Origin of the sequence: Citrobacter sp. CK185, assembly GCF_030333565.1 — a bacterium.
In the GTDB taxonomy this organism is placed as follows: Bacteria; Pseudomonadota; Gammaproteobacteria; order Enterobacterales; family Enterobacteriaceae; genus Citrobacter_B; species Citrobacter_B koseri.
On record NZ_JAOWFR010000001.1, the window covers coordinates 111582 to 131375 of the forward strand.

The window sequence follows — 19794 nt, forward strand, 5'->3', positions numbered from 1 at the left end:
CCATAAAAAAGGCGCAGTCACCTGCGCCTCATTGTCTTTATTCAGACCTTAGCTCAGACGGCCGTGGCACTGTTTGTATTTTTTACCGGAACCGCAAGGGCAAGGATCGTTACGACCCACTTTACGATCGCCCGTTTGCGCTGCCAGAGCAGCAGCCGCTGCGCTGTCGTCATCCTGATGACTAAGCTGCTGCATCTGCGCTAAACGCTCGGCTTCTTCGCGGCGCTGTTGTTCCATCGCTTCTACTTCTTCAGGCATACGAACCTGAACTTTGCTCAGCGTACTGACCACTTCATACTTCAGCGATTCCAGCATTGCTGCAAACATGGAGAAGGACTCGCGTTTGTATTCCTGCTTCGGATCTTTCTGCGCATAGCCACGCAGGTGGATACCCTGACGCAGGTAATCCATCGCCGCCAGGTGCTCTTTCCACAGCGAATCAAGAGTTTGCAGCATGACGCCTTTTTCGAAGTGACGCATCATCTCTGCGCCAACCACTTCTTCTTTACGCTGATACACTTCGATTGAGTGCGCCAGAATACGCTCACGCAGCGTCTCTTCGTGCAGCTCCGGCTCTTTATCCAGCCACTCGGCAATTGGCATATCCAGATCGAAGTCGTTTTTCAGACGTTCCTGCAAACCCGGAATATCCCACATCTCTTCCAGCGACTGCGGCGGAATGTACGCATCGATCGTCACTTTAAAGACGTCTTCACGAATGCTGTTGATGGTTTCGCTGACATCGCTGACATCCAGCAGTTCGTTACGCTGGGTGTAAATGGCGCGACGCTGATCGTTCGCGACATCATCGTATTCCAGCAGTTGCTTACGAATATCGAAGTTACGGCTTTCAACTTTACGCTGCGCATTAGCAATCGCTTTAGTCACCCACGGGTGCTCAATGGCTTCACCTGGTTTCATACCCAGTTTACGCATCATGCCCGACACACGGTCAGAGGCGAAAATACGCATCAGCGCATCTTCCATTGACAGGTAGAAACGGGAAGAGCCCGCATCGCCCTGACGACCGGAACGACCACGCAACTGGTTGTCGATACGGCGAGATTCGTGGCGCTCAGTACCGATGATGTGCAGACCGCCAGACGCCAGCACCGCCTCATGGCGAACCTGCCAGTCCGCTTTGATCTGCGCGATCTGCTCTGGCGTTGGGTTTTCCAGCTCCGCCACTTCAGCCTGCCAGCTACCACCCAGCACGATGTCCGTACCACGACCGGCCATGTTGGTGGCGATAGTGACCGCAGCCGGGTAGCCAGCCTGTGCAACAATCGCCGCTTCGTTGGCGTGGAATTTGGCGTTCAGAACGTTATGCTTGATGCCCGCTTTGGTCAGCTCATTAGAGACCACTTCAGACTTCTCGATCGAGATCGTACCCACCAGCACCGGCTGGCCGTTCGCGGTACGCTCTTTGATGTCTTCAATGATCGCCTGAATTTTTTCCGCTTCGGTCATGTAGACCAGATCCGGCATATCCTTACGGATCATCGGACGGTTGGTCGGAACCACAACGGTATCCAGCTTATAGATGGAGCTGAATTCGAACGCTTCCGTATCCGCTGTACCGGTCATACCGGCCAGTTTCTCATACAGACGGAAGTAGTTCTGGAAGGTGATGGATGCCAGCGTCTGGTTCTCGTTCTGGATTTCCACGCCTTCTTTCGCTTCCACAGCCTGGTGCAAACCGTCGGACCAGCGGCGACCCTGCATGGTACGACCGGTGTGTTCGTCAACGATAATCACTTCGCCATCTTTAACGATGTAATCCACGTCGCGGGTAAACAGCGCGTGCGCACGCAGCGCGGCGGTTACGTGGTGCATCAGCATGATGTTGCCCGGAGAGTACAGGGACTCGCCTTCATCCATAATGCCTTCTTTCACCAGCAGTTCTTCGATCAGCACCAGACCGCGTTCCGTCAGGTTGACCTGACGCGCTTTCTCATCAACGGAGAAATGGCCTTCACCCTGGAAGGTATCAGAGTCTTCTTTCTCCTGGCGAATCAGGTGCGGGATGATCTTGTTTACTTTCTTGTACATTTCCGAGCTGTCTTCAGCCGGGCCGGAAATGATCAGCGGCGTACGCGCTTCATCGATCAGGATGGAGTCGACCTCATCCACCAGCGCATAGTGCAGTTTACGCTGTACGCGCTCTTCCGGGCTGAATGCCATGTTATCGCGCAGGTAGTCAAAGCCGTATTCGTTGTTGGTGCCGTAAGTGATGTCGGCGGCGTAAGCTTCACGTTTTGCTGGGGCAGGCATGCCCGGCAGGTTAATACCGACGCTCATCCCGAGGAATTCAAACAGCGGGCGGTTGTTTTCAGCATCACGTTGCGCCAGATAGTCGTTCACTGTGACGACGTGTACGCCCTTACCGCTTAACGCGTTCAGGTAAGCAGGCAGCGTTGCGGTCAGAGTTTTACCTTCACCGGTACGCATTTCCGCGATACAGCGATCGTTCAGCACCATACCGCCCAGCAACTGGACGTCAAAGTGACGCATGCCGAATACGCGCTTACTCGCTTCACGAACCACGGCGAACGCTTCCGGGATCAGGCTTTCAACGCTTTCGCCTTTCTCCAGACGCGCGCGAAACTCTGCCGTTTTCCCTTTTAGTTCGTCATCGGAGAGTTTTTCCATCTCCGGTTCCATGGCATTGATGATGCCGACCGCTTTACGCATACGACGCAAGGTACGATCGTTACGACTACCGAATACTTTGGTTAACAATTTGATTAGCATAATAAAATCTCAAACGCCCCGCGATGCGGAGTCTCTATAATTAGTTGAAGGTTTTTTGTTTTTAGCTGAGGCGTTGAGGGCCAGCGCGGATTCCCTGCGCCTGACTTATCCAGGCGGGAACGCTAAATGAGGCCTGAGGCGTAAAGTGCGCACGGGCGACGCGACGTACAATCGTTGGCGGTGTGCCTTCCTGCGTCAGCATCGCGCTGAGCGTGTTCAGTAACGCAATATGGTGCGCCTGAAGTGGCGAAGACTCTTCAACAACCGGCAGCGTTTGCGGCGCCATGGCAAAAGATAGATGGCGGATAACCGTGCGAATCGCATGCTGATGCCAGTAGTCGACGGTAAAATTCGGGCGGCGGTTACTCGCCTCCAGCAGCGCGAGCTGGCTGAAGTTAACCTTAACGGATTGATCGTGATTACTGGCGGTCGCTTTCGCCGGCGTATTAGGCTCGGCTGCGTTACTGAGAGCGGGCAGACCAAAGCTAGCCGCGACCATCCCCAATAAGAGATGCGGCCAGAAGTACCGTCTACCTAACTGTCGCCAGCGCGTCAGTATTCCACTCACGTCATTGCCACCCTGATATGCCCGGCATGTGGGCTTACGAATTCAAAACGTTTTTTGCGCACAAATCTTACCATTAAAGCGTACGCTCTACAGCAGTAATGACATGGCGCTGAGGATAAAAATGCTTAAGAAAGCAGCGAACGCACTGTATTTCGGTTCAGTGGCAGAGAAAAAGGCGAAGGCAAACGCCGGACGGAAGAGATAAAAAAACGACTGGCTTACCTGGCCGGAGAGGGTGCCAGATTAACCAGTCGAATTTATGCGACAGGTATACACTTCATCCTTCAAGCTGCCTCTTTGTTGGCTGCCTTCTCTCACCCCAGTCACGTACTGGTCGTACGTTTCCGGGAATTCGCTCAGTTGCCGCCTTGATGCAACTTGAATGATTTTGTGTATAGCTATTATGCCAGTACAGTCGAAGGCGCTTTGAAAGCCAACGGCAGTTCTGCGTCGTCCTGGAAGGTCACATATTCCCAGGCTTCCTGTTTCGCCAGGACAGCCTGCAACAGTTTGTTATTCAATGCGTGACCGGACTTATACGCGGTAAACGCACCAATAATGTTGTGACCGCACATGAACAAGTCACCGATCGCGTCGAGCATTTTGTGACGAACAAATTCGTCTTCAAAACGCAGGCCGTCTTCGTTCAGTACGCGATAATCGTCAACAACGATGGCACAATCGAAGCTGCCGCCCAGGCACAGGCCACGGGACTGCAAATATTCGATATCACGCATGAAACCGAAGGTACGCGCACGGCTGATCTGGCGCATGAACGCGTCCGCAGAGAAGTTCATCGCATAGCGCTGGCTGCTGGAATCAATCGCCGGATGGTTAAAGTCGATGGTGAAATCCAACGTAAAACCATTGTACGGCTTAAATTCAGCCCACTTATCGCCATCTTCGACGCGAACCGTCTCTTTGATGCGTACAAATTTTTTGGCGCAGTTCAGCTCATCAATACCCGCATCAAGCAGCAGGTAGACGAACGGAGCAGCACTGCCATCCATGATCGGGATTTCCGGCGCATCGACTTCGATAACGATATTATCGATACCCAGACCCGCCAGAGCAGCGTTAAGGTGCTCTACGGTTGAAATCCGTACATCATGCTCGTTGACCAGACACGTACAGAGCATGGTATCACGCACAGATTTGGCATCGGCCGGGAAATCTACCGGTGGATTCAAGTCGGTGCGACGATAGATGACCCCGGTGTTGGCCGGCGCAGGGCGTAAGGTCAGGGTGACTTTCTTGCCGGTATGTAAACCGACACCTGTCGCCTGAACGATACGTTTAAGTGTCCTTTGTTTGATCATCGTATAATCTCGCCAAATTACCTATCCAACCGAAGTGTACTATACATTCGGTGGGCCAGTTTAGCACAAAGAGCCGTGAATCCCAAATTCCAGCCAATTCTTAATCGGCTTGCTTACGCAGGAACGCAGGGATATCCAGATAATCCGGTTCTTTTGCCGTTTGCGGCGTATTGTCGTTCACCACTTTTGCGACCGGCTTCTGCTCTTGCGTCAGCGGCGCCATGCCGTGCTGCTGGTAACGATCCATCACCGGCTGCTGTACCTGTTTGTTGGTCACCAGGGTGATTTCAGGACGCTTGTCCATACCAATACCGGTTGCCACAACGGTGACGCGCAGTTCGTCGTTCATATCCGGGTCCAGAGAAGTACCGATAACCACGGTCGCGTTATCCGACGCAAAAGCACGGATGGTGTTACCAACGGTTTCGAACTCATCCAGACGCAGGTCGAAGCCCGCAGTGATGTTAACCAGCACGCCGCGCGCGCCAGACAGATCGATATCTTCCAGCAGCGGAGAAGAGATCGCCATTTCTGCCGCTTCTTCCGCACGGTCTTCACCGCTTGCCACGCCGGAGCCCATCATCGCGTAGCCCATTTCGGACATCACGGTGCGCACGTCTGCAAAGTCGACGTTCATCAGACCCGGGCGGGTAATCAGCTCAGCGATACCCTGCACCGCGCCTTTCAGCACGTCGTTCGCCGCGCCAAACGCATCCAGCAGGGAGATACCGCGTCCCAGCACTTTCAGCAGCTTGTCGTTCGGGATGGTGATCAGCGAGTCCACATGTTTGGACAGCTCAGTAATACCCTGCTCCGCGAATGCCATGCGCTTCTTGCCTTCGAAGTTGAAAGGCTTCGTCACCACGGCAACGGTCAGGATACCTAAATCTTTTGCCACTTCCGCAACCACTGGCGCTGCACCGGTACCGGTACCGCCGCCCATGCCTGCTGCGATAAACACCATGTCTGCGCCGTCAAGCGCTGCACGCAGTGCTTCACGATCTTCGTCCGCCGCATTGCGGCCGACTTCCGGGTTTGCACCCGCGCCCAGACCTTTGGTGATGCCGCTACCAATCTGAATGGTCTGCCCAACCGCAGTCTTACGCAACGCCTGAGCGTCGGTATTCACCGCGAAGAATTCAACACCTTCGATGCGCTCGCGCACCATGTGTTCAACGGCATTACCGCCGCCGCCACCGACGCCGATGACTTTAATCACCGCGTCGTTGGTCAGTTCCATAGGTTCAAACATAGTTTCTCTCCGTTTTGTGCCTGTCGCCTGAGACCGTTAATAGTCGCCGGTCTCATAAAAATTAAAACTCTTTTCGCAGCCAGCTATTAAGTCGCTTGATCCACGAGCCAACTGATGCCGTAACACGTTTTTCCACTTCCGCTTCGCCACTTAAGTGGGACTCTTTCCCGTAGTGAAGCAGCCCCACCGCCGTTGAGTAGTACGGCTCCTGGGCATAATCCGTCAGTCCGGTAATATTCAGCGGCGCGCCAATACGCACTTGCGTATGGAACACGCGCTGAGCACAGGCAGCAAGACCTTCAATTTGCGCCGCGCCGCCGGTTAATACAATCCCCGCCGCCAGATGATGTTTCACACCCTGCTGGCGAAGCTGTTCCTGTAATTGCAAAATCTCTTCGTTGACCAGGTTGAGCAGCTCGGTGTAACGCGGCTCAATCACCTCCGCAAGCGTCTGACGTTGCAGACTACGCGGCGGACGACCGCCCACGCTCGGCACCTCAACGCTTTCGTCTTTGCCGACGATAGAGCCCAGCGCGCAGCCGTGACGCACTTTGATGGCTTCAGCATCGCTCGGCGGCGTACCGAAGGCATACGCGATATCGCTGGTCACGACATTCCCTGCGTAAGGGATTACCTTGGTATGGCGCAACGCTCCGCCAGTATAAACGGCGATATCCATTGTACCACCACCGATATCAACCACGCAGACGCCCAGTTCACGTTCATCTTCCGTTAAAACGGAGTAACTGGCCGCTAACCCGGCAAATATGAGTTGGTCAACTTTCAGGCCACAACGTTCCACCGCTTTAACGATGTTTTTCGCCATGTCGTTGTGGCATGTGATCAAGTGCACTTTTGCCTGCATACGCACGCCGGAAAGACCAACCGGATTCTTAATGCCTTCCTGGTAATCGATCGCATATTCCTGCGGAATGACATGCAGTACACGATGCTCATCACGCACGCGCACCGACTTCGCGGTATGCACGACGTTTTCCACATCTTCCTGCGTCACTTCTTCTTCGGAGATCGGCACCATACCAATTTCATTCTGACAGCTAATGTGCTTGCCAGAAAGCGCCAGATACACCGAGGAGATCTGGCAATCCGCCATCAGCTCCGCCTGGTCAATGGCGCGCTGTACGCACTTCACCACTGACTCGAGGTCGTTCACCCCGCCTTTATCCATACCTCGCGACGGGCAACTGCCCACGCCAATGATATTGACCATACCGTCGGGCAGAACTTCCCCTACTAAAGCGGCAACCTTCGCGGTGCCAATCTCCAGTCCTACTACCAGTTTTCTGTCCGTCGCCTTGATCATTGTTGTTCTGCCTGTGCCTGATTCTGTTGCTGATTAGATTCCTCTGGAGGTAAGGGTGCCCACCCTACTGCCGCCCCCGAGTCATAACGCAAATCAACGTAGCTTATCCGTTTGCCATCGGTTTGCGCCTGCTGCTGTAAAACCGGATAAAGTTCTACAAAGCGAGCCAAACGTTTCATCGTATCGCCCCTGCCGAGGTTGAGCTTAATATCGTTATTCAGCGTCAACTGCCAGGAACGACGCGCGGTCATTGCCGCTTCCTTCAGGGTGAATCTGTCCTTAGCCAGCACCTGCCCCATATCGCGATACCCCTGCAACACTTCACTCGCGCTGCCTTCCGGGCCATACAACATGGGTAATACCTGTTTACTGGTTCGCTCTGCCGGTACGCTGAAGGTATTGCCTTCGGCATCAACCATATGCTGATCATTCCAACGCGCAATCGGCACATATTCAACCAGATGAATCTTCAATTCATCAGGCCATTGCTTTCTGACGCTGGCCTGTTTAATCCACGGCAAACGCTCTATCTGGCTCTGGATAATGTTCACATCCTGAGTCATAAACGTACCCGGCGCGCCCAACGCCAGAATCGACTGGCGGATGTCATCATTGCGCGTGTAATGCCGCTCGCCGGTCAACACCAGTTTCGACAACGGCAAACGCTGCGCGTCTTCCATCCAGCCCAACACAACCCAGCCGCTGACAAACACGGTGCAGAGCACCGTCAGCAGGAACAGTATTCCTGCAAGACGCGTTCCATTATTGCGGCGTGAAGAAGACACCTCTTCATCACTGTTTCGCGTGTTCAGCGCAGCCTGCGACATATCAGTCCGCCAACTCCAGGATTCGTACCACCAACTGCGAGAAGCTCATGCCCGCCTGACGCGCCGCCATCGGCACCAGACTGTGGCTGGTCATACCCGGCGAGGTATTCGCTTCCAGCAGATAAAACTGGCCATCGCTGTCCAGCATGACGTCGATGCGGCCCCATCCTTTGCAACCCAACGCGGTCCACGCTTTCAGGACCAATGTCTGCAAAATAGCCTCTTGTTCCTCTTCCAGACCTGCCGGGCAGAAATATTGTGTCTCATCAGAGAGATACTTCGCCTCATAATCATAGAAGGTTCCGGCGGGTTGGATACGAATTGACGGTAAAATTTCTTCACCGAGTATCGCAACCGTAAATTCCGGGCCACTGAGCCATTTCTCAATCAGTACTTCTTCATCATGCTGAAAAGCCAATGCTAATGCTGCCTGCAAAGCATTTTCTTCTACCACTTTCGACATGCCGACGCTGGAACCTTCACGGCTCGGCTTCACAATCAGCGGCAAACCCAGCGCAGAAATTCGCGTTAGCGCGTCGTCGCTAAGCCCTTTTTCAAACTCAGCGCGCGTCAATGCCACCCACGGCGCAACCGGTAATCCGGCGCCCTGCCACAGCAATTTGCTGCGCAGTTTATCCATTGAGATTGCTGAAGCCATCACCCCGCTGCCGGTATAGGGCAGGCCAATCAGATCCAGCATCCCTTGCAGCGTGCCATCTTCGCCGCCGCGACCATGCAACGCAATAAACACCTTCTGAAAACCCATTGATTTCAGCAGGGTGACATCAACCTCTTTCGGGTCGATCGGATGCGCATCCACGCCGCCTTCGCGTAACCCGGCCAGCACCGCCGCGCCGGAATTCAGCGAAACATCACGTTCGGCGGAGGTTCCACCCAACAGGACCGCGATTTTATCAGCCATGTTGCTCCTCCTCCTGGGTTTGCGGCTTCAGTTTAATTTCAGCTAAGGTGCGCGCAATTTTGCCGATATTTCCCGCGCCTTGCACCAAAATCAAATCATTACCGGTTAATACCGGCGCCAGCATTTGCGCAACCTGCGCCGGATCGGAGACCAGAATCGGGTCAATTTTACCGCGACCGCGAATCGTACGGCACAGCGAACGGCTGTCCGCTCCCGGAATTGGCGCTTCGCCTGCGGCGTAAACATCCAGCATTAACAGCGCGTCAACCTGCGTCAGCACATTGGCGAAATCGTCATACAGATCGCGCGTACGCGTGAAGCGGTGCGGCTGGAAAACCATCACCAGATTTTTATCCGGCCAGCCTGCACGCGCGGCCTTAATGGTGGCGTCAACTTCCGTTGGATGATGGCCGTAATCATCGACCAGCATCGCCGTCCCTGCTTTACCGTTTACCGGTTCAAGCGGGAATTCGCCGAGGAAATCGAAGCGACGCCCGGTACCCTGGAAGCTTTCCAGCGCGCGCAGAATCGCCTCGTCGTCAATCCCTTCTTCGGTCGCCACCGCCACGGCAGCCGCCGCGTTCAGCGCATTGTGGCGGCCCGGCGCATTCAGCGTCACCTGCATTGCAGGTTTATCCTGACGCAGCAGCGTAAAATGCCCCTGCGGACCAACCTGCCGGTACTCTTCCACACGCACGTCAGCGTCGTCGCTAAAACCATACGTTGTGGTCTGACGGCCCACGCGCGGCAGCAGCTCGCGGATCACCGGATCGTCAACACACATCACTGCACGACCATAAAACGGCAAATTGTGCAGGAAATTAATAAAGGTCTGCTTCAAATTTTCGAAGTCGCCCTGGTAAGTATCCATATGGTCGGCTTCAATATTGGTGACAATCGCCACCATCGGTTGCAGATGCAGGAACGACGCATCGCTCTCATCCGCTTCCGCAATCAGATAACGGCTGTGGCCTAAACGCGCATGCACGCCAGCCGCTTTCACCAGTCCACCGTTGACGAAGGTCGGGTCCAGCCCCGCTTCCGCGTAAATGCTGGAGACCATCGCGGTGGTCGTTGTTTTACCGTGCGTCCCGGCAATGGCGATGCCGTGACGAAAACGCATTAACTCCGCCAGCATCTCCGCGCGGCGGATCACCGGAATACGCGCTTCATGCGCCGCAACAATCTCCGGGTTATCCGCAGAGATCGCGCTGGAAACCACCACCACGCTCGCATCGCGCACGTTTTCCGGGCGATGATTGAAGAAAATGGTGGCGCCGAGGTTCGCCAGTTGCTGCGTAACCGGATTCGGCGCTAAATCAGAACCACTGATCTGATACCCTTCATTGGCCAGAACTTCGGCAATACCGCCCATACCGGCACCACCGATGCCGACAAAGTGGATGTGCCGAACGCGACGCATTTCGGGCACGATAGAACGCAGTTTTGCCAGTTGTTGTGTATTCATTCTTTACGCCATTCACTTCTCAATTCATGCGGTGCAAAAGGCACCGCCACAATTACGCCCGGGCAGCCCGGCTCACTTCATTTGCAACACGCTCGGTGGCATCTGGAATGGATGCAGCGCGGGCACGTTCTGCCATGGTTAATAACGTTTCTCGCGACCACCCGGCCAGGGTGCTGGCGACAGCATCCACAGTAAACTGCGGCTGCTCAAAAATTTTGGCGGCCCCCGCTTTCTCCAGCGGCAGGGCATTCCAGTACTGCTGCCGGTCTTTATGCTGAAACGGCACAAACAGCGCGGGCAAACCAGCGGCGGCGATTTCACTCACCGTTAACGCGCCAGAGCGGCAAACGACAACATCCGCCCACGCATAGGCTGCGGCCATGTCATCAATAAATTCCGTCACCTTATGCTGCGGTTGCCCCACCCCGGCATAAGCCTGCTCTACGGTCTGCTGCGCGCCTTTACCGCTTTGATGCCAGATAGTGACCGTATCGCCCAGTTTTGCCGCAACTTGCGGCAGCGTCTGGTTCAATACCCGCGCCCCCTGAGAGCCGCCCACCACCAGCACGCGAATCGGCCCTTCACGTCCGGCCAGGCGTTCTTGCGGCAAGGGGAGCGCCAGTACGTCAGTACGTACCGGGTTTCCGACCACGTCCGCTTTCGGAAACGCGCCGGGAAAAGCCTGCATCACCGTCGTGGCGATTTTCGCCAGCCACTTATTGGTCAACCCTGCAATGCCGTTTTGCTCATGCAGCACAACCGGAATACCCAGCGACCACGCCGCCAGACCGCCGGGGCCAGAGACATAGCCGCCCATGCCGAGCACCACATCAGGCTTAAACTGCTTCATGATCGCCCGCGCCTGGCGCCAGGCGTTAAAAATACGCAGCGGTGCCGCCAGCAGCGCTTTCACGCCTTTTCCGCGCAAACCGGAAATGCGAATGAAATCAATCTCAATGCCATGCTTCGGCACTAAATCCGCTTCCATACGATCGGCGGTTCCGAGCCAGCGTACTTGCCAGCCCTGGTCCATTAAATGGTGCGCGACGGCCAGTCCTGGGAACACATGTCCGCCAGTACCGCCCGCCATCACCATTAACCGCTTCGGTTGACCACTCATCGTGAACCTCGTGTAAACGCCTGCGCTTTTTCCAGACGCGTTTCATAATCAATACGTAACAAAAACATGATGGCCGTCGACATGATCAGCAAACTGGAACCACCATAACTGATCAGCGGCAGCGTCAGACCCTTCGTTGGCAGCATGCCTGCCGCCGCGCCGACGTTGACCAGCGCCTGGAAGCTGAACCAGATTCCAATCGAGCAGGCCAGGAATCCTGAAAAACGGTGATCAATCTCCAGCGCCTTACGGCCAATCGACATCGCGCGAAAAGCGACGAAGAATACCATTAAAAGCGCCAGTACCACACCGATATAACCCAGTTCTTCCCCAATAATGGCGAAGATGAAGTCAGTATGCGCTTCCGGCAGATACTCCAGTTTTTGTACCGAGTTCCCCAGCCCCTGCCCCCACATCTCACCACGACCAAATGCCATCAGGGATTGCGTCAGCTGGTAGCCGCTGCCAAACGGATCTTCCCAGGGGTTCCAGAAAGAGGTCACACGGCGAATACGATACGGTTCGGCGAGGATCAGCAGGATCACCGCCGATATCCCCATGCCGATGATGGCAATGAACTGCCATAACTTCGCCCCGGCGAGAAACAGCATCGCCAGCGTGGTAACGAACAGCACCACCACCGTCCCGAGATCGGGCTGCGCCAGCAGCAAAATCGCCAGCACCAGAATCACGCCCATCGGTTTTAAGAAGCCGCGCAGGTTATTACGCACTTCATCAACTTTGCGCACCAGATAGTTGGCGAGGTAGCAGAACAGCGACAGTTTGGTAAATTCCGCAGGCTGAATACGCAGCGGCCCCAGCGCAATCCAACGCGATGCCCCGTTAACTGAGCTACCCACCACCAGCACGATCAACAACATGATGATCGACGCGATCAGCATCGTGGTGCTGTACTTTTGCCAGAACTCCATCGGTAAACGCAGCGTGATCATCGCCAGGCAAAACGCCAGGAGTATGTACAGCGCGTCACGCTTGGCAAACAGGAAAGGATCGTTCGCCAGACGTTGTCCGACAGGCATTGACGCCGACGTCACCATGATGAAACCGATCGCCGCCAGGCCAAATGTCAGCCAGAGCAACGTGCGGTCGTACATGATCAGGCTATCGTCGTCTTTATCGCGCGACGCCATCACCCAGCCTTTAAGCGCCGTAAAGACCCATACCAGGATTCCAAATCCCGGCAGGCGCGGCATTCTCAGGCGAGGGAGAGATAAACGCATCAACCTAACTCCTTCGCCAGACGGGTAAAGACATCGCCCCGTTGCTCAAAATTCTTAAACTGATCGAGGCTGGCGCAGGCCGGAGACAGCAGGACCATATCGCCCGGTTGCAAACGCGGCGCCAGCAGACGCATCGCCTCTTCCATCGTCTCAGTTTGTTCTGCGATTTCCGGGCGCAGCGCCGCCAGCTGCGCGCCATCACGACCAAAGCAGTACAGGCGAACGCGATCGCCGCCCAAATAACGGGTGAGCGAAGAGAAATCCGCCGATTTACCATCGCCGCCGAGCAGCAGGTGCAGCGTACCGTCTACGTGCAGGCCATTCAGCGCTGCTTCCGTGCTGCCTACGTTGGTGGCTTTGGAGTCGTTAATCCAGCGCACGCCGTTATGCTCCAGCGCCAGCTGGAAGCGATGCGCCAGGCCGGTAAAGGTCGTCAACGCTTTCAGGCTGCTGGCGCGCGGTAAACCCGCCGCATCGGCCAGCGCCAGCGCCGCCAGCGCATTGGTGTAGTTGTGCTGGCCGGAAAGCTTCATCTCTTTCACGTTCAACACTTTTTCCCCCTTCACCCGCAGCCAGGTCTCGCCCTGCTGGCGATTGAGGTGATAATCCCCCATGTTGACGCCAAAACTGACGCAACGCGCATCCGCGCCGCGTACCGGCATGGTCAGCGCGTCATCGGCATTCACCACGCAAACTTTCGCATTCTCATACACGCGCAGTTTTGCCGCGCGATACTGTTGCAGACCAAACGGATATCGGTCCATATGGTCTTCGGTAACGTTCAGGATGGTTGCGGCAACGGCCTGTAGGCTGGATGTCGTTTCCAGCTGGAAGCTGGAAAGCTCCAGTACGTACAGCTCGCGAGCGGCGTCCAGCAGCATCAACGCAGGCAGACCGATGTTACCGCCAACGCCCACGTTCACGCCCGCCGCTTTCGCCATCTCGCCTACCAGCGTGGTCACGGTGCTTTTACCGTTCGATCCGGTGATCGCCACGATCGGCGCCTGCGCTTCGCGACAGAACAGTTCGATATCACCGACAATCTCAATACCCGCATCGGCGGCAGCGCTCAGTGAAGGGTGCGCCAGAGCAATACCAGGGCTGGCGACGATCAGATCCGCCGCCAGTAGCCAGTCATCATTCAGGCTGCCGACGTGACGCTCTACCGCTTCCGGTAATTTGTCCAGACCCGGCGGCGTCGCACGGGTATCCATTACGCGCGGCGTTACGCCGCGCGCCAGGAAAAAGTCCACGCAGGAAAGTCCGGTCAATCCCAGACCAATAATGACGACTTTTTTACCCTGGTAATCAGCCATGATTAACGTACCTTCAGCGTTGCCAGGCCAATCAGGACCAGCATCAGCGAAATAATCCAGAAGCGCACGATAACGCGCGGTTCCGGCCAGCCTTTCAGTTCATAGTGATGATGAATCGGCGCCATGCGGAAGATGCGCTGCCCGCGCAATTTAAAGGAACCGACCTGCAAAATGACTGACAGGGTTTCCACCACAAACACGCCGCCCATAATCACCAGCAAAAACTCCTGACGCAGCAGCACCGCGATGATGCCCAGCGCGCCGCCCAGCGCCAGCGACCCGACGTCTCCCATAAAGACCTGAGCCGGATAGGTGTTAAACCACAGGAAACCTAAGCCCGCGCCGACAATCGCCGTACAGACAATCACCAGTTCACCGGCATGACGTAAGTACGGAATATGCAGGTAGTTGGCGAAGTTCATGTTGCCGGTTGCCCACGCCACCAGCGCAAAACCGGCGGCGACGAATACGGTCGGCATAATCGCCAGGCCGTCCAGGCCATCGGTCAGGTTAACCGCGTTGCCCGTTCCGACGATCACGAAGTACGCCAGCAGCACGTAGAACAGACCCAGTTGCGGCATCACGTCTTTAAAGAACGGCACCACCAGTTCGGTGGCCGGCGTGTCTTTCCCCGCCAGATACAGCGCGAACGCCACGCCCAGCGCAATCACCGACATCCAGAAATATTTCCAGCGAGCGATCAGCCCTTTGGTGTCTTTACGCACCACTTTGCGGTAATCATCGACAAAACCAATAATGCCGTAGCCCACCAGCACCACCAGCACGCACCAGACGTACGGGTTAGACGGGTAAGCCCACAGCAGGACGGAGACCACAATCGCCGTCAGAATCATAATCCCGCCCATTGTTGGCGTACCGCGCTTGCTAAAATGCGATTCCGGGCCGTCATTACGCACGACCTGGCCAAAAGACAATTTTTGTAAGCGGGCAATCATACGCGGGCCCATCCACAAGGAGATGAACAGCGCGGTCAGCAGGCTGACGATGGCGCGAAACGTCAGATAGGAAAAGACGTTAAAGCCGGAATAATATTTGACCAAATGTTCGGCCAGCCAAACTAACATGTTCCATTCTCCTGTAATGCGCGTACTACCTCTTCCATGGCGGCACTACGTGAACCCTTCACTAAAATGGTAATAATCTGATGCTCCGCAATCAGCGTATTAAGACGCGCGACCAGAGCCGATTTATCCGCAAAATGTTCGCCAACGCCGCTGGCATTGCCGATCGCCTGACTCAGTTTTCCTGTACTCAGCACGCTGTCGATACCCGCCGCTTTTGCCGCTTCACCGACCTGAACATGGCATGCTTCGCTTTCCGCGCCCAGCTCCGCCATATCGCCAACCACCAGCACCCGGTAGCCCGGCATTTCAGACAGCACCTGCACAGCGGCGGTCATCGAACCGACGTTGGCGTTATAGGAGTCATCAAGTAACAGCTGGTTGTCATTCAACTGGATGGGGAACAGGCGCCCCGGCACGGCTTTCAGGTTCGCCAGACCGGTTTTAATGGCGTCAAGGGTCGCCCCTACCGCCATCGACAGCGCAGCCGCCGCCAGCGCGTTTGCAATATTGTGGCGACCAGGCAGCGGCAGCAGGACATCAATGTCGCCCGTCGGCGTTTGCAGCGTGAATTCCGTACCGTGCGAGGTCACATGGATATTGGTCGCGGTAAAATCGCTGTTAGCGGCATTCGGTGAAAAACGCCACACTTTGCGATCGCCAATAATGCCCTGCCAGTTCAGCCAGTCGTTGTTATCGGCGTTCATAATGGCGATCCCATTCACCGGCAAGCCGGTATAGATTTCGCCTTTCGCTTTCGCCACGCCCGCCAGCGAACCGAATCCTTCCAGGTGCGCTGCCGCCAGATTATTAACCAGTGCCGCTTCAGGACGCGTCAGGCCGACGGTCCAGGCAATTTCGCCCTGGTGATTGGCGCCTAACTCAATGACGGCATAGTCATAATCGTTGTTTAACCGCAGCAACGTCATCGGTACGCCGATATCGTTATTCAGGTTGCCCGCGGTGTATAAGGTGTTGCCACACTGACTCAGAATGGCGGCGGTCATCTCTTTAACGGATGTTTTGCCGGAGGAGCCGGTTAACGCCACGACGCGAGCGGGAACCTGCGCCCGAACCCATGCGGCCAGTTCGCCGAAGGCCAGCCGCGTATCTTTGACGATCAGCTGCGGCAGATCGCAATCCAGCGGGCGACTCACCAGCAGCGCACCGGCGCCGCCCTCTTTCGCGTTATCCGCAAAATCGTGGGCGTCGAAACGCTCGCCTTTCAGCGCCACAAACAGGCAGCCCGGCGTCACCTTACGCGTATCAGTCGTGACCGCGTCAATCGTCAGGTCGGCGCCCTGTAATTCGCCGTGCAGAATACCGGCCAGTTGGCTGAGCGTTACGCTAATCATGCGATCACCCCCAGCAGACGTGCAGCCGTTACGCGGTCGGAGTAATCAAGGCGCTGAGTACCGACAATCTGGTAATCCTCATGCCCTTTACCCGCGACCAGAACCACGTCGTTTTCTTTCGCCTGCATAATGGCGCAGGTCACCGCCTCTGCGCGGCCTTCCATCACTTTCGCGTGCCCGGCATCCAGCATACCCGCCAGAATGTCGTTGATGATCGCGCGCGGCTCTTCGGTACGTGGGTTATCGTCCGTCACGACCACCACGTCCGCGAACTCTTCGGCAATCGCCCCCATCAGCGGACGTTTACCTTTATCGCGATCGCCGCCGCAGCCAAAGACGCACCACAGTTGACCAGTACAGTGCAACCGCGCAGCCTGCAACGCTTTTTCCAGCGCATCCGGCGTGTGGGCGTAATCGACCACCACCGTGGTTTTGCCCGGCGCGCTGAACACCTCCATCCGCCCGCAAACCGGTTGCAGTCGAGGGGCGGTTTTCAGCAGATCCGCCAGGGGGTAGCCAAGCGCCAGCAACGTTGCCAGCGCCAGCAGCAGGTTGCTGACGTTAAACGCGCCCATCAGACGGCTTTCAATCTCGCCTTCGCCCCAACTGGAGTCGAAACGGATCGTCGCGCCGCTATCGTGGTACTTCACCTCAACCGCTTTCAGCCAACGTCCGTGGCAGTTCGGGTTGATATGATCCTCCATCGAGACCGCAACGGCATCCGGCAACCTCACCAGCCATCGGCGTCCGACTTCATCATCGGCATTGACGATAGCCTCGCCGTAATGGTGCGTTGAATAGAGCATCCATTTCGCCGCTTCGTAATGTTCCATGTCACCGTGATAATCAAGGTGATCGCGGCTTAAATTCGTGAAAACAGAGGCGGCAAATTTCAGCGCGGCGACCCGGTGCTGCACCAGACCGTGGGAAGAGACTTCCATTGCACCGAATGTTGCGCCCTGCTCAACCAGACCGGCCAGCACATGCTGTACGTCAACGGCGGAACCGGTTGTGTTCTCCGTCGGGATCACTTTGCCCAACAGACCATTACCCACCGTTCCCATTACCGCGCTGGTTTCGCCAAGCAGTTGGCTCCACTGCGCCAGCAGTTGCGTGGTGGTGGTTTTTCCGTTCGTTCCGGTCACGCCGACCAGACGCATATGTTCAGATGGCTCGTGGTAGAAGCGGCCCGCCAGTGCAGATAAACGCTCGTTGAGCTGGCTCAGATAGATAACCGGCACACCGTGCATTTCACGGATTTCCCCGTCGGTCGCCTCATCTTTGGCCTCTGCAATAATGGCAGCCACACCTTGCGCTATCGCCTGCGGGATATATCGACGCCCGTCCGCCTGATGACCCACCACTGCCACAAAGAGATCGCCCGATGCAGCCACACGGCTGTCGAGTGTCATCTCCCGCAGTGCTCGCTCCGGTGCGCCAGGCACCCACGGAGCGAGAAGGTCGCGCAAATTACGATCTGCCACCTGTTCCCTCGCCTTGGTTAATTACAAATTCACTTTTTTCGCCCGTTGCCAGCGCATCCGGTTCGATGTTCATGGTGCGTAGTACGCCGCCCATAATGGCACCGAATACCGGCGCGGAAACGGCGCCGCCGTAGTATTTACCCGCCTGCGGATCGTTGATAACAACCACCAGCGCGAAGCGCGGCTGACTCGCAGGCGCAACGCCTGCGGTATAAGCAATGTATTTGTTGATGTAGCGGCCATCCGGCCCCACTTTTTTCGCCGTACCGGTTTTAATGGCGATGCGATAACCTTTGATCGCCGCCTTCACGCCGCCGCCGCCCGGCAGCGCCACGCTTTCCATCATGTGGACGACGGTACGAACGGTCGCTTCCGGGAAGACGCGCTCGCCCGGTACAGGAGGATCAACTTTGGTAATCGACAGCGGACGATAAACGCCGTAGCTGCCAATCGTTGCGTAGACTCGCGCTAACTGTAACGGGGTTACCATTAGCCCATAGCCGAAAGAGAAGGTGGCCCTCTCTATGTCAGACCACCGTTGTTTTTGAGGATATAAGCCACTGCGTTCTCCGACCAACCCCAAATTGGTCGCCTTTCCTAGCCCAAAACGTGAGTAAGTATCTACTAACGCTGAGGACGGCATCGCTAACGCCAGCTTAGAAACGCCGACGTTACTCGACTTCTGTAAAACCCCGGTCAGGGTCAATTCGCTGTAACGCGCCACGTCTTTAATTTCGTGACCATTAATTCGATATGGCACCGTGTTCAGCACGGTGTTTTCACGCACGACCCCGCGCTGTAACGCGGTCATCACCACCATCGGTTTGACGGTTGAACCGGGTTCAAACACGTCCGTGATGGTGCGGTTACGCATAGCGTCTTTCGGCGTACCGGTCAGGTTATTCGGGTTGTAGGACGGGCTGTTCGCCATTGCCAGCACTTCGCCAGTATTGACATCCACCAGCACGGCGCTGCCTGACTCCGCTTTGTTGAAGGCCACGGCGTTGTTCAGTTCGCGATAGACCAACGCTTGCAGGCGCTCATCAATGCTCAGCGCCAGATTGTGCGCGGCCTGGCTGTCGGTAGAAGAGATATCTTCAATAACCCGGCCATAACGGTCTTTACGTACAATACGTTCGCCTGGCTGGCCGGTCAGCCACTTATCGAAGCTCTTCTCAACCCCTTCGATCCCCTGGCTATCGACGTTAGTGAAGCCAATGAGGTGAGCGGTCACTTCCCCGGAAGGATAGTAACGGCGGGACTCTTCGCGCAGATGAATGCCTGGCAGCTTCAGTTTTTTGATGTAGTCGCCGAGATCCGGGTTAACCTGACGCGCCAGATAGATAAAGCGGCCTTTCGGGTTCGCATTAACGCGAGCCGCCAGTTGGTCGAGCGGCATTTTCAGCGCGTCCGCCAGCGCCTTCCAGCGGTTGTCCAGCGTGATCCCGCCTGCATCATGCAGCTCTTTCGGGTCCGCCCAGATGGCTTTTACCGGCACGCTCACCGCCAGTGGGCGACCAGAGCGGTCGGTGATCATGCCGCGAGAGGTGGAGACTTCCTGTACACGCAGAGAGCGCATGTCGCCCTGACGCACTAACATGTCAGGCGCAATAATTTGCAGCCAGGCCACGCGCCCCAGCAGGAACCCCAGCGCCAGCAGAATGCAGCCGCACAGCAACGCAAAACGCCAACTGACAAAGTTGGCTTGTTCTTCCTGGCGTTTTGGTTTGAGCGTCTTTGCCGCTGCTTTCATGCGTCGCGT

15 protein-coding genes are annotated in these 19794 nt (G+C 56.1%); all 15 read right to left on the reverse strand.

Going from position 1 to position 19794, the window contains the following annotated elements; translation table 11 throughout:
- Nucleotides 1-48 precede the first annotated feature (48 nt).
- On the reverse strand, nt 49-2754 hold the full coding sequence (gene secA / locus OGV79_RS00505) for a preprotein translocase subunit SecA (protein WP_047458916.1): 2706 nt from the start codon (nt 2752-2754) through the stop codon (nt 49-51).
- 61 nt (nt 2755-2815) lie between these two features.
- Nucleotides 2816-3322, reverse strand: coding sequence for a secA translation cis-regulator SecM (secM, locus tag OGV79_RS00510; RefSeq protein WP_024130709.1), 507 nt, complete (start codon nt 3320-3322; stop codon nt 2816-2818).
- Between the two features lie 401 nt (nt 3323-3723).
- Nucleotides 3724-4641: a UDP-3-O-acyl-N-acetylglucosamine deacetylase gene (lpxC, locus tag OGV79_RS00515; RefSeq protein WP_012134068.1), complete on the reverse strand. Its 918-nt coding sequence runs from the start codon at nt 4639-4641 to the stop codon at nt 3724-3726.
- A 100-nt stretch (nt 4642-4741) separates the two neighbouring features.
- Complete coding sequence (ftsZ, locus tag OGV79_RS00520) at nt 4742-5893, reverse strand: cell division protein FtsZ (RefSeq protein ID WP_004857884.1); 1152 nt, start codon at nt 5891-5893, stop codon at nt 4742-4744.
- Nucleotides 5894-5954: 61 nt separating this feature from the next.
- A complete protein-coding gene (ftsA, locus tag OGV79_RS00525; RefSeq protein ID WP_003018755.1) occupies nt 5955-7217 on the reverse strand; it encodes a cell division protein FtsA in 1263 nt (420 codons plus the stop codon).
- A complete protein-coding gene (gene ftsQ / locus OGV79_RS00530; protein WP_012134069.1) occupies nt 7214-8044 on the reverse strand; it encodes a cell division protein FtsQ in 831 nt (276 codons plus the stop codon). Before ftsQ ends, ftsA begins: the two co-directional genes overlap by 4 nt.
- Before the next feature lies 1 nt (nt 8045).
- Nucleotides 8046-8966 (reverse strand): D-alanine--D-alanine ligase, encoded by a 921-nt coding sequence (locus OGV79_RS00535; RefSeq protein ID WP_012134070.1) that lies wholly within the window; start codon nt 8964-8966, stop codon nt 8046-8048.
- On the reverse strand, nt 8959-10434 hold the full coding sequence (gene murC, locus OGV79_RS00540) for a UDP-N-acetylmuramate--L-alanine ligase (protein ID WP_286450389.1): 1476 nt from the start codon (nt 10432-10434) through the stop codon (nt 8959-8961). Before murC ends, OGV79_RS00535 begins: the two co-directional genes overlap by 8 nt.
- A 52-nt stretch (nt 10435-10486) precedes the next feature.
- Entirely contained in the window at nt 10487-11554 is a 1068-nt protein-coding gene (gene murG / locus OGV79_RS00545; RefSeq protein WP_286466653.1) for an undecaprenyldiphospho-muramoylpentapeptide beta-N-acetylglucosaminyltransferase, read from the reverse strand.
- Nucleotides 11551-12795: a cell division protein FtsW gene (gene ftsW, locus OGV79_RS00550; protein WP_024130710.1), complete on the reverse strand. Its 1245-nt coding sequence runs from the start codon at nt 12793-12795 to the stop codon at nt 11551-11553. The genes murG and ftsW overlap by 4 nt, the downstream gene beginning before the upstream one ends.
- Nucleotides 12795-14111, reverse strand: a complete 1317-nt coding sequence (murD, locus tag OGV79_RS00555) for a UDP-N-acetylmuramoyl-L-alanine--D-glutamate ligase (RefSeq protein ID WP_012134074.1) — start codon at nt 14109-14111, stop codon at nt 12795-12797. Before murD ends, ftsW begins: the two co-directional genes overlap by 1 nt.
- A gap of 2 nt (nt 14112-14113) precedes the next feature.
- Nucleotides 14114-15196, reverse strand: coding sequence for a phospho-N-acetylmuramoyl-pentapeptide-transferase (mraY, locus tag OGV79_RS00560; RefSeq protein WP_012134075.1), 1083 nt, complete (start codon nt 15194-15196; stop codon nt 14114-14116).
- A complete protein-coding gene (gene murF / locus OGV79_RS00565) occupies nt 15190-16548 on the reverse strand; it encodes a UDP-N-acetylmuramoyl-tripeptide--D-alanyl-D-alanine ligase (RefSeq protein WP_012134076.1) in 1359 nt (452 codons plus the stop codon). The genes mraY and murF overlap by 7 nt, the downstream gene beginning before the upstream one ends.
- On the reverse strand, nt 16545-18032 hold the full coding sequence (gene murE / locus OGV79_RS00570; protein WP_058668566.1) for a UDP-N-acetylmuramoyl-L-alanyl-D-glutamate--2,6-diaminopimelate ligase: 1488 nt from the start codon (nt 18030-18032) through the stop codon (nt 16545-16547). The genes murF and murE overlap by 4 nt, the downstream gene beginning before the upstream one ends.
- Entirely contained in the window at nt 18019-19785 is a 1767-nt protein-coding gene (gene ftsI / locus OGV79_RS00575; protein ID WP_012134078.1) for a peptidoglycan glycosyltransferase FtsI, read from the reverse strand. The genes murE and ftsI overlap by 14 nt, the downstream gene beginning before the upstream one ends.
- Nucleotides 19786-19794 lie beyond the last annotated feature (9 nt).

What these genes read in the sequence shown, in the direction of transcription:
- secA (WP_047458916.1), bottom strand. Translation starts at nt 2,754, where the DNA reads ATGCTAATCAAATTGTTAACCAAAGTATTCGGTAGTCGTAACGATCGT.
- lpxC (WP_012134068.1), bottom strand. Translation starts at nt 4,641, where the DNA reads ATGATCAAACAAAGGACACTTAAACGTATCGTTCAGGCGACAGGTGTC.
- ftsZ (WP_004857884.1), bottom strand. Translation starts at nt 5,893, where the DNA reads ATGTTTGAACCTATGGAACTGACCAACGACGCGGTGATTAAAGTCATC.
- ftsA (WP_003018755.1), bottom strand. Translation starts at nt 7,217, where the DNA reads ATGATCAAGGCGACGGACAGAAAACTGGTAGTAGGACTGGAGATTGGC.
- ftsQ (WP_012134069.1), bottom strand. Translation starts at nt 8,044, where the DNA reads ATGTCGCAGGCTGCGCTGAACACGCGAAACAGTGATGAAGAGGTGTCT.
- OGV79_RS00535 (WP_012134070.1), bottom strand. Translation starts at nt 8,966, where the DNA reads ATGGCTGATAAAATCGCGGTCCTGTTGGGTGGAACCTCCGCCGAACGT.
- murC (WP_286450389.1), bottom strand. Translation starts at nt 10,434, where the DNA reads ATGAATACACAACAACTGGCAAAACTGCGTTCTATCGTGCCCGAAATG.
- murG (WP_286466653.1), bottom strand. Translation starts at nt 11,554, where the DNA reads ATGAGTGGTCAACCGAAGCGGTTAATGGTGATGGCGGGCGGTACTGGC.
- ftsW (WP_024130710.1), bottom strand. Translation starts at nt 12,795, where the DNA reads ATGCGTTTATCTCTCCCTCGCCTGAGAATGCCGCGCCTGCCGGGATTT.
- murD (WP_012134074.1), bottom strand. Translation starts at nt 14,111, where the DNA reads ATGGCTGATTACCAGGGTAAAAAAGTCGTCATTATTGGTCTGGGATTG.
- mraY (WP_012134075.1), bottom strand. Translation starts at nt 15,196, where the DNA reads ATGTTAGTTTGGCTGGCCGAACATTTGGTCAAATATTATTCCGGCTTT.
- murF (WP_012134076.1), bottom strand. Translation starts at nt 16,548, where the DNA reads ATGATTAGCGTAACGCTCAGCCAACTGGCCGGTATTCTGCACGGCGAA.
- ftsI (WP_012134078.1), bottom strand. Translation starts at nt 19,785, where the DNA reads ATGAAAGCAGCGGCAAAGACGCTCAAACCAAAACGCCAGGAAGAACAA.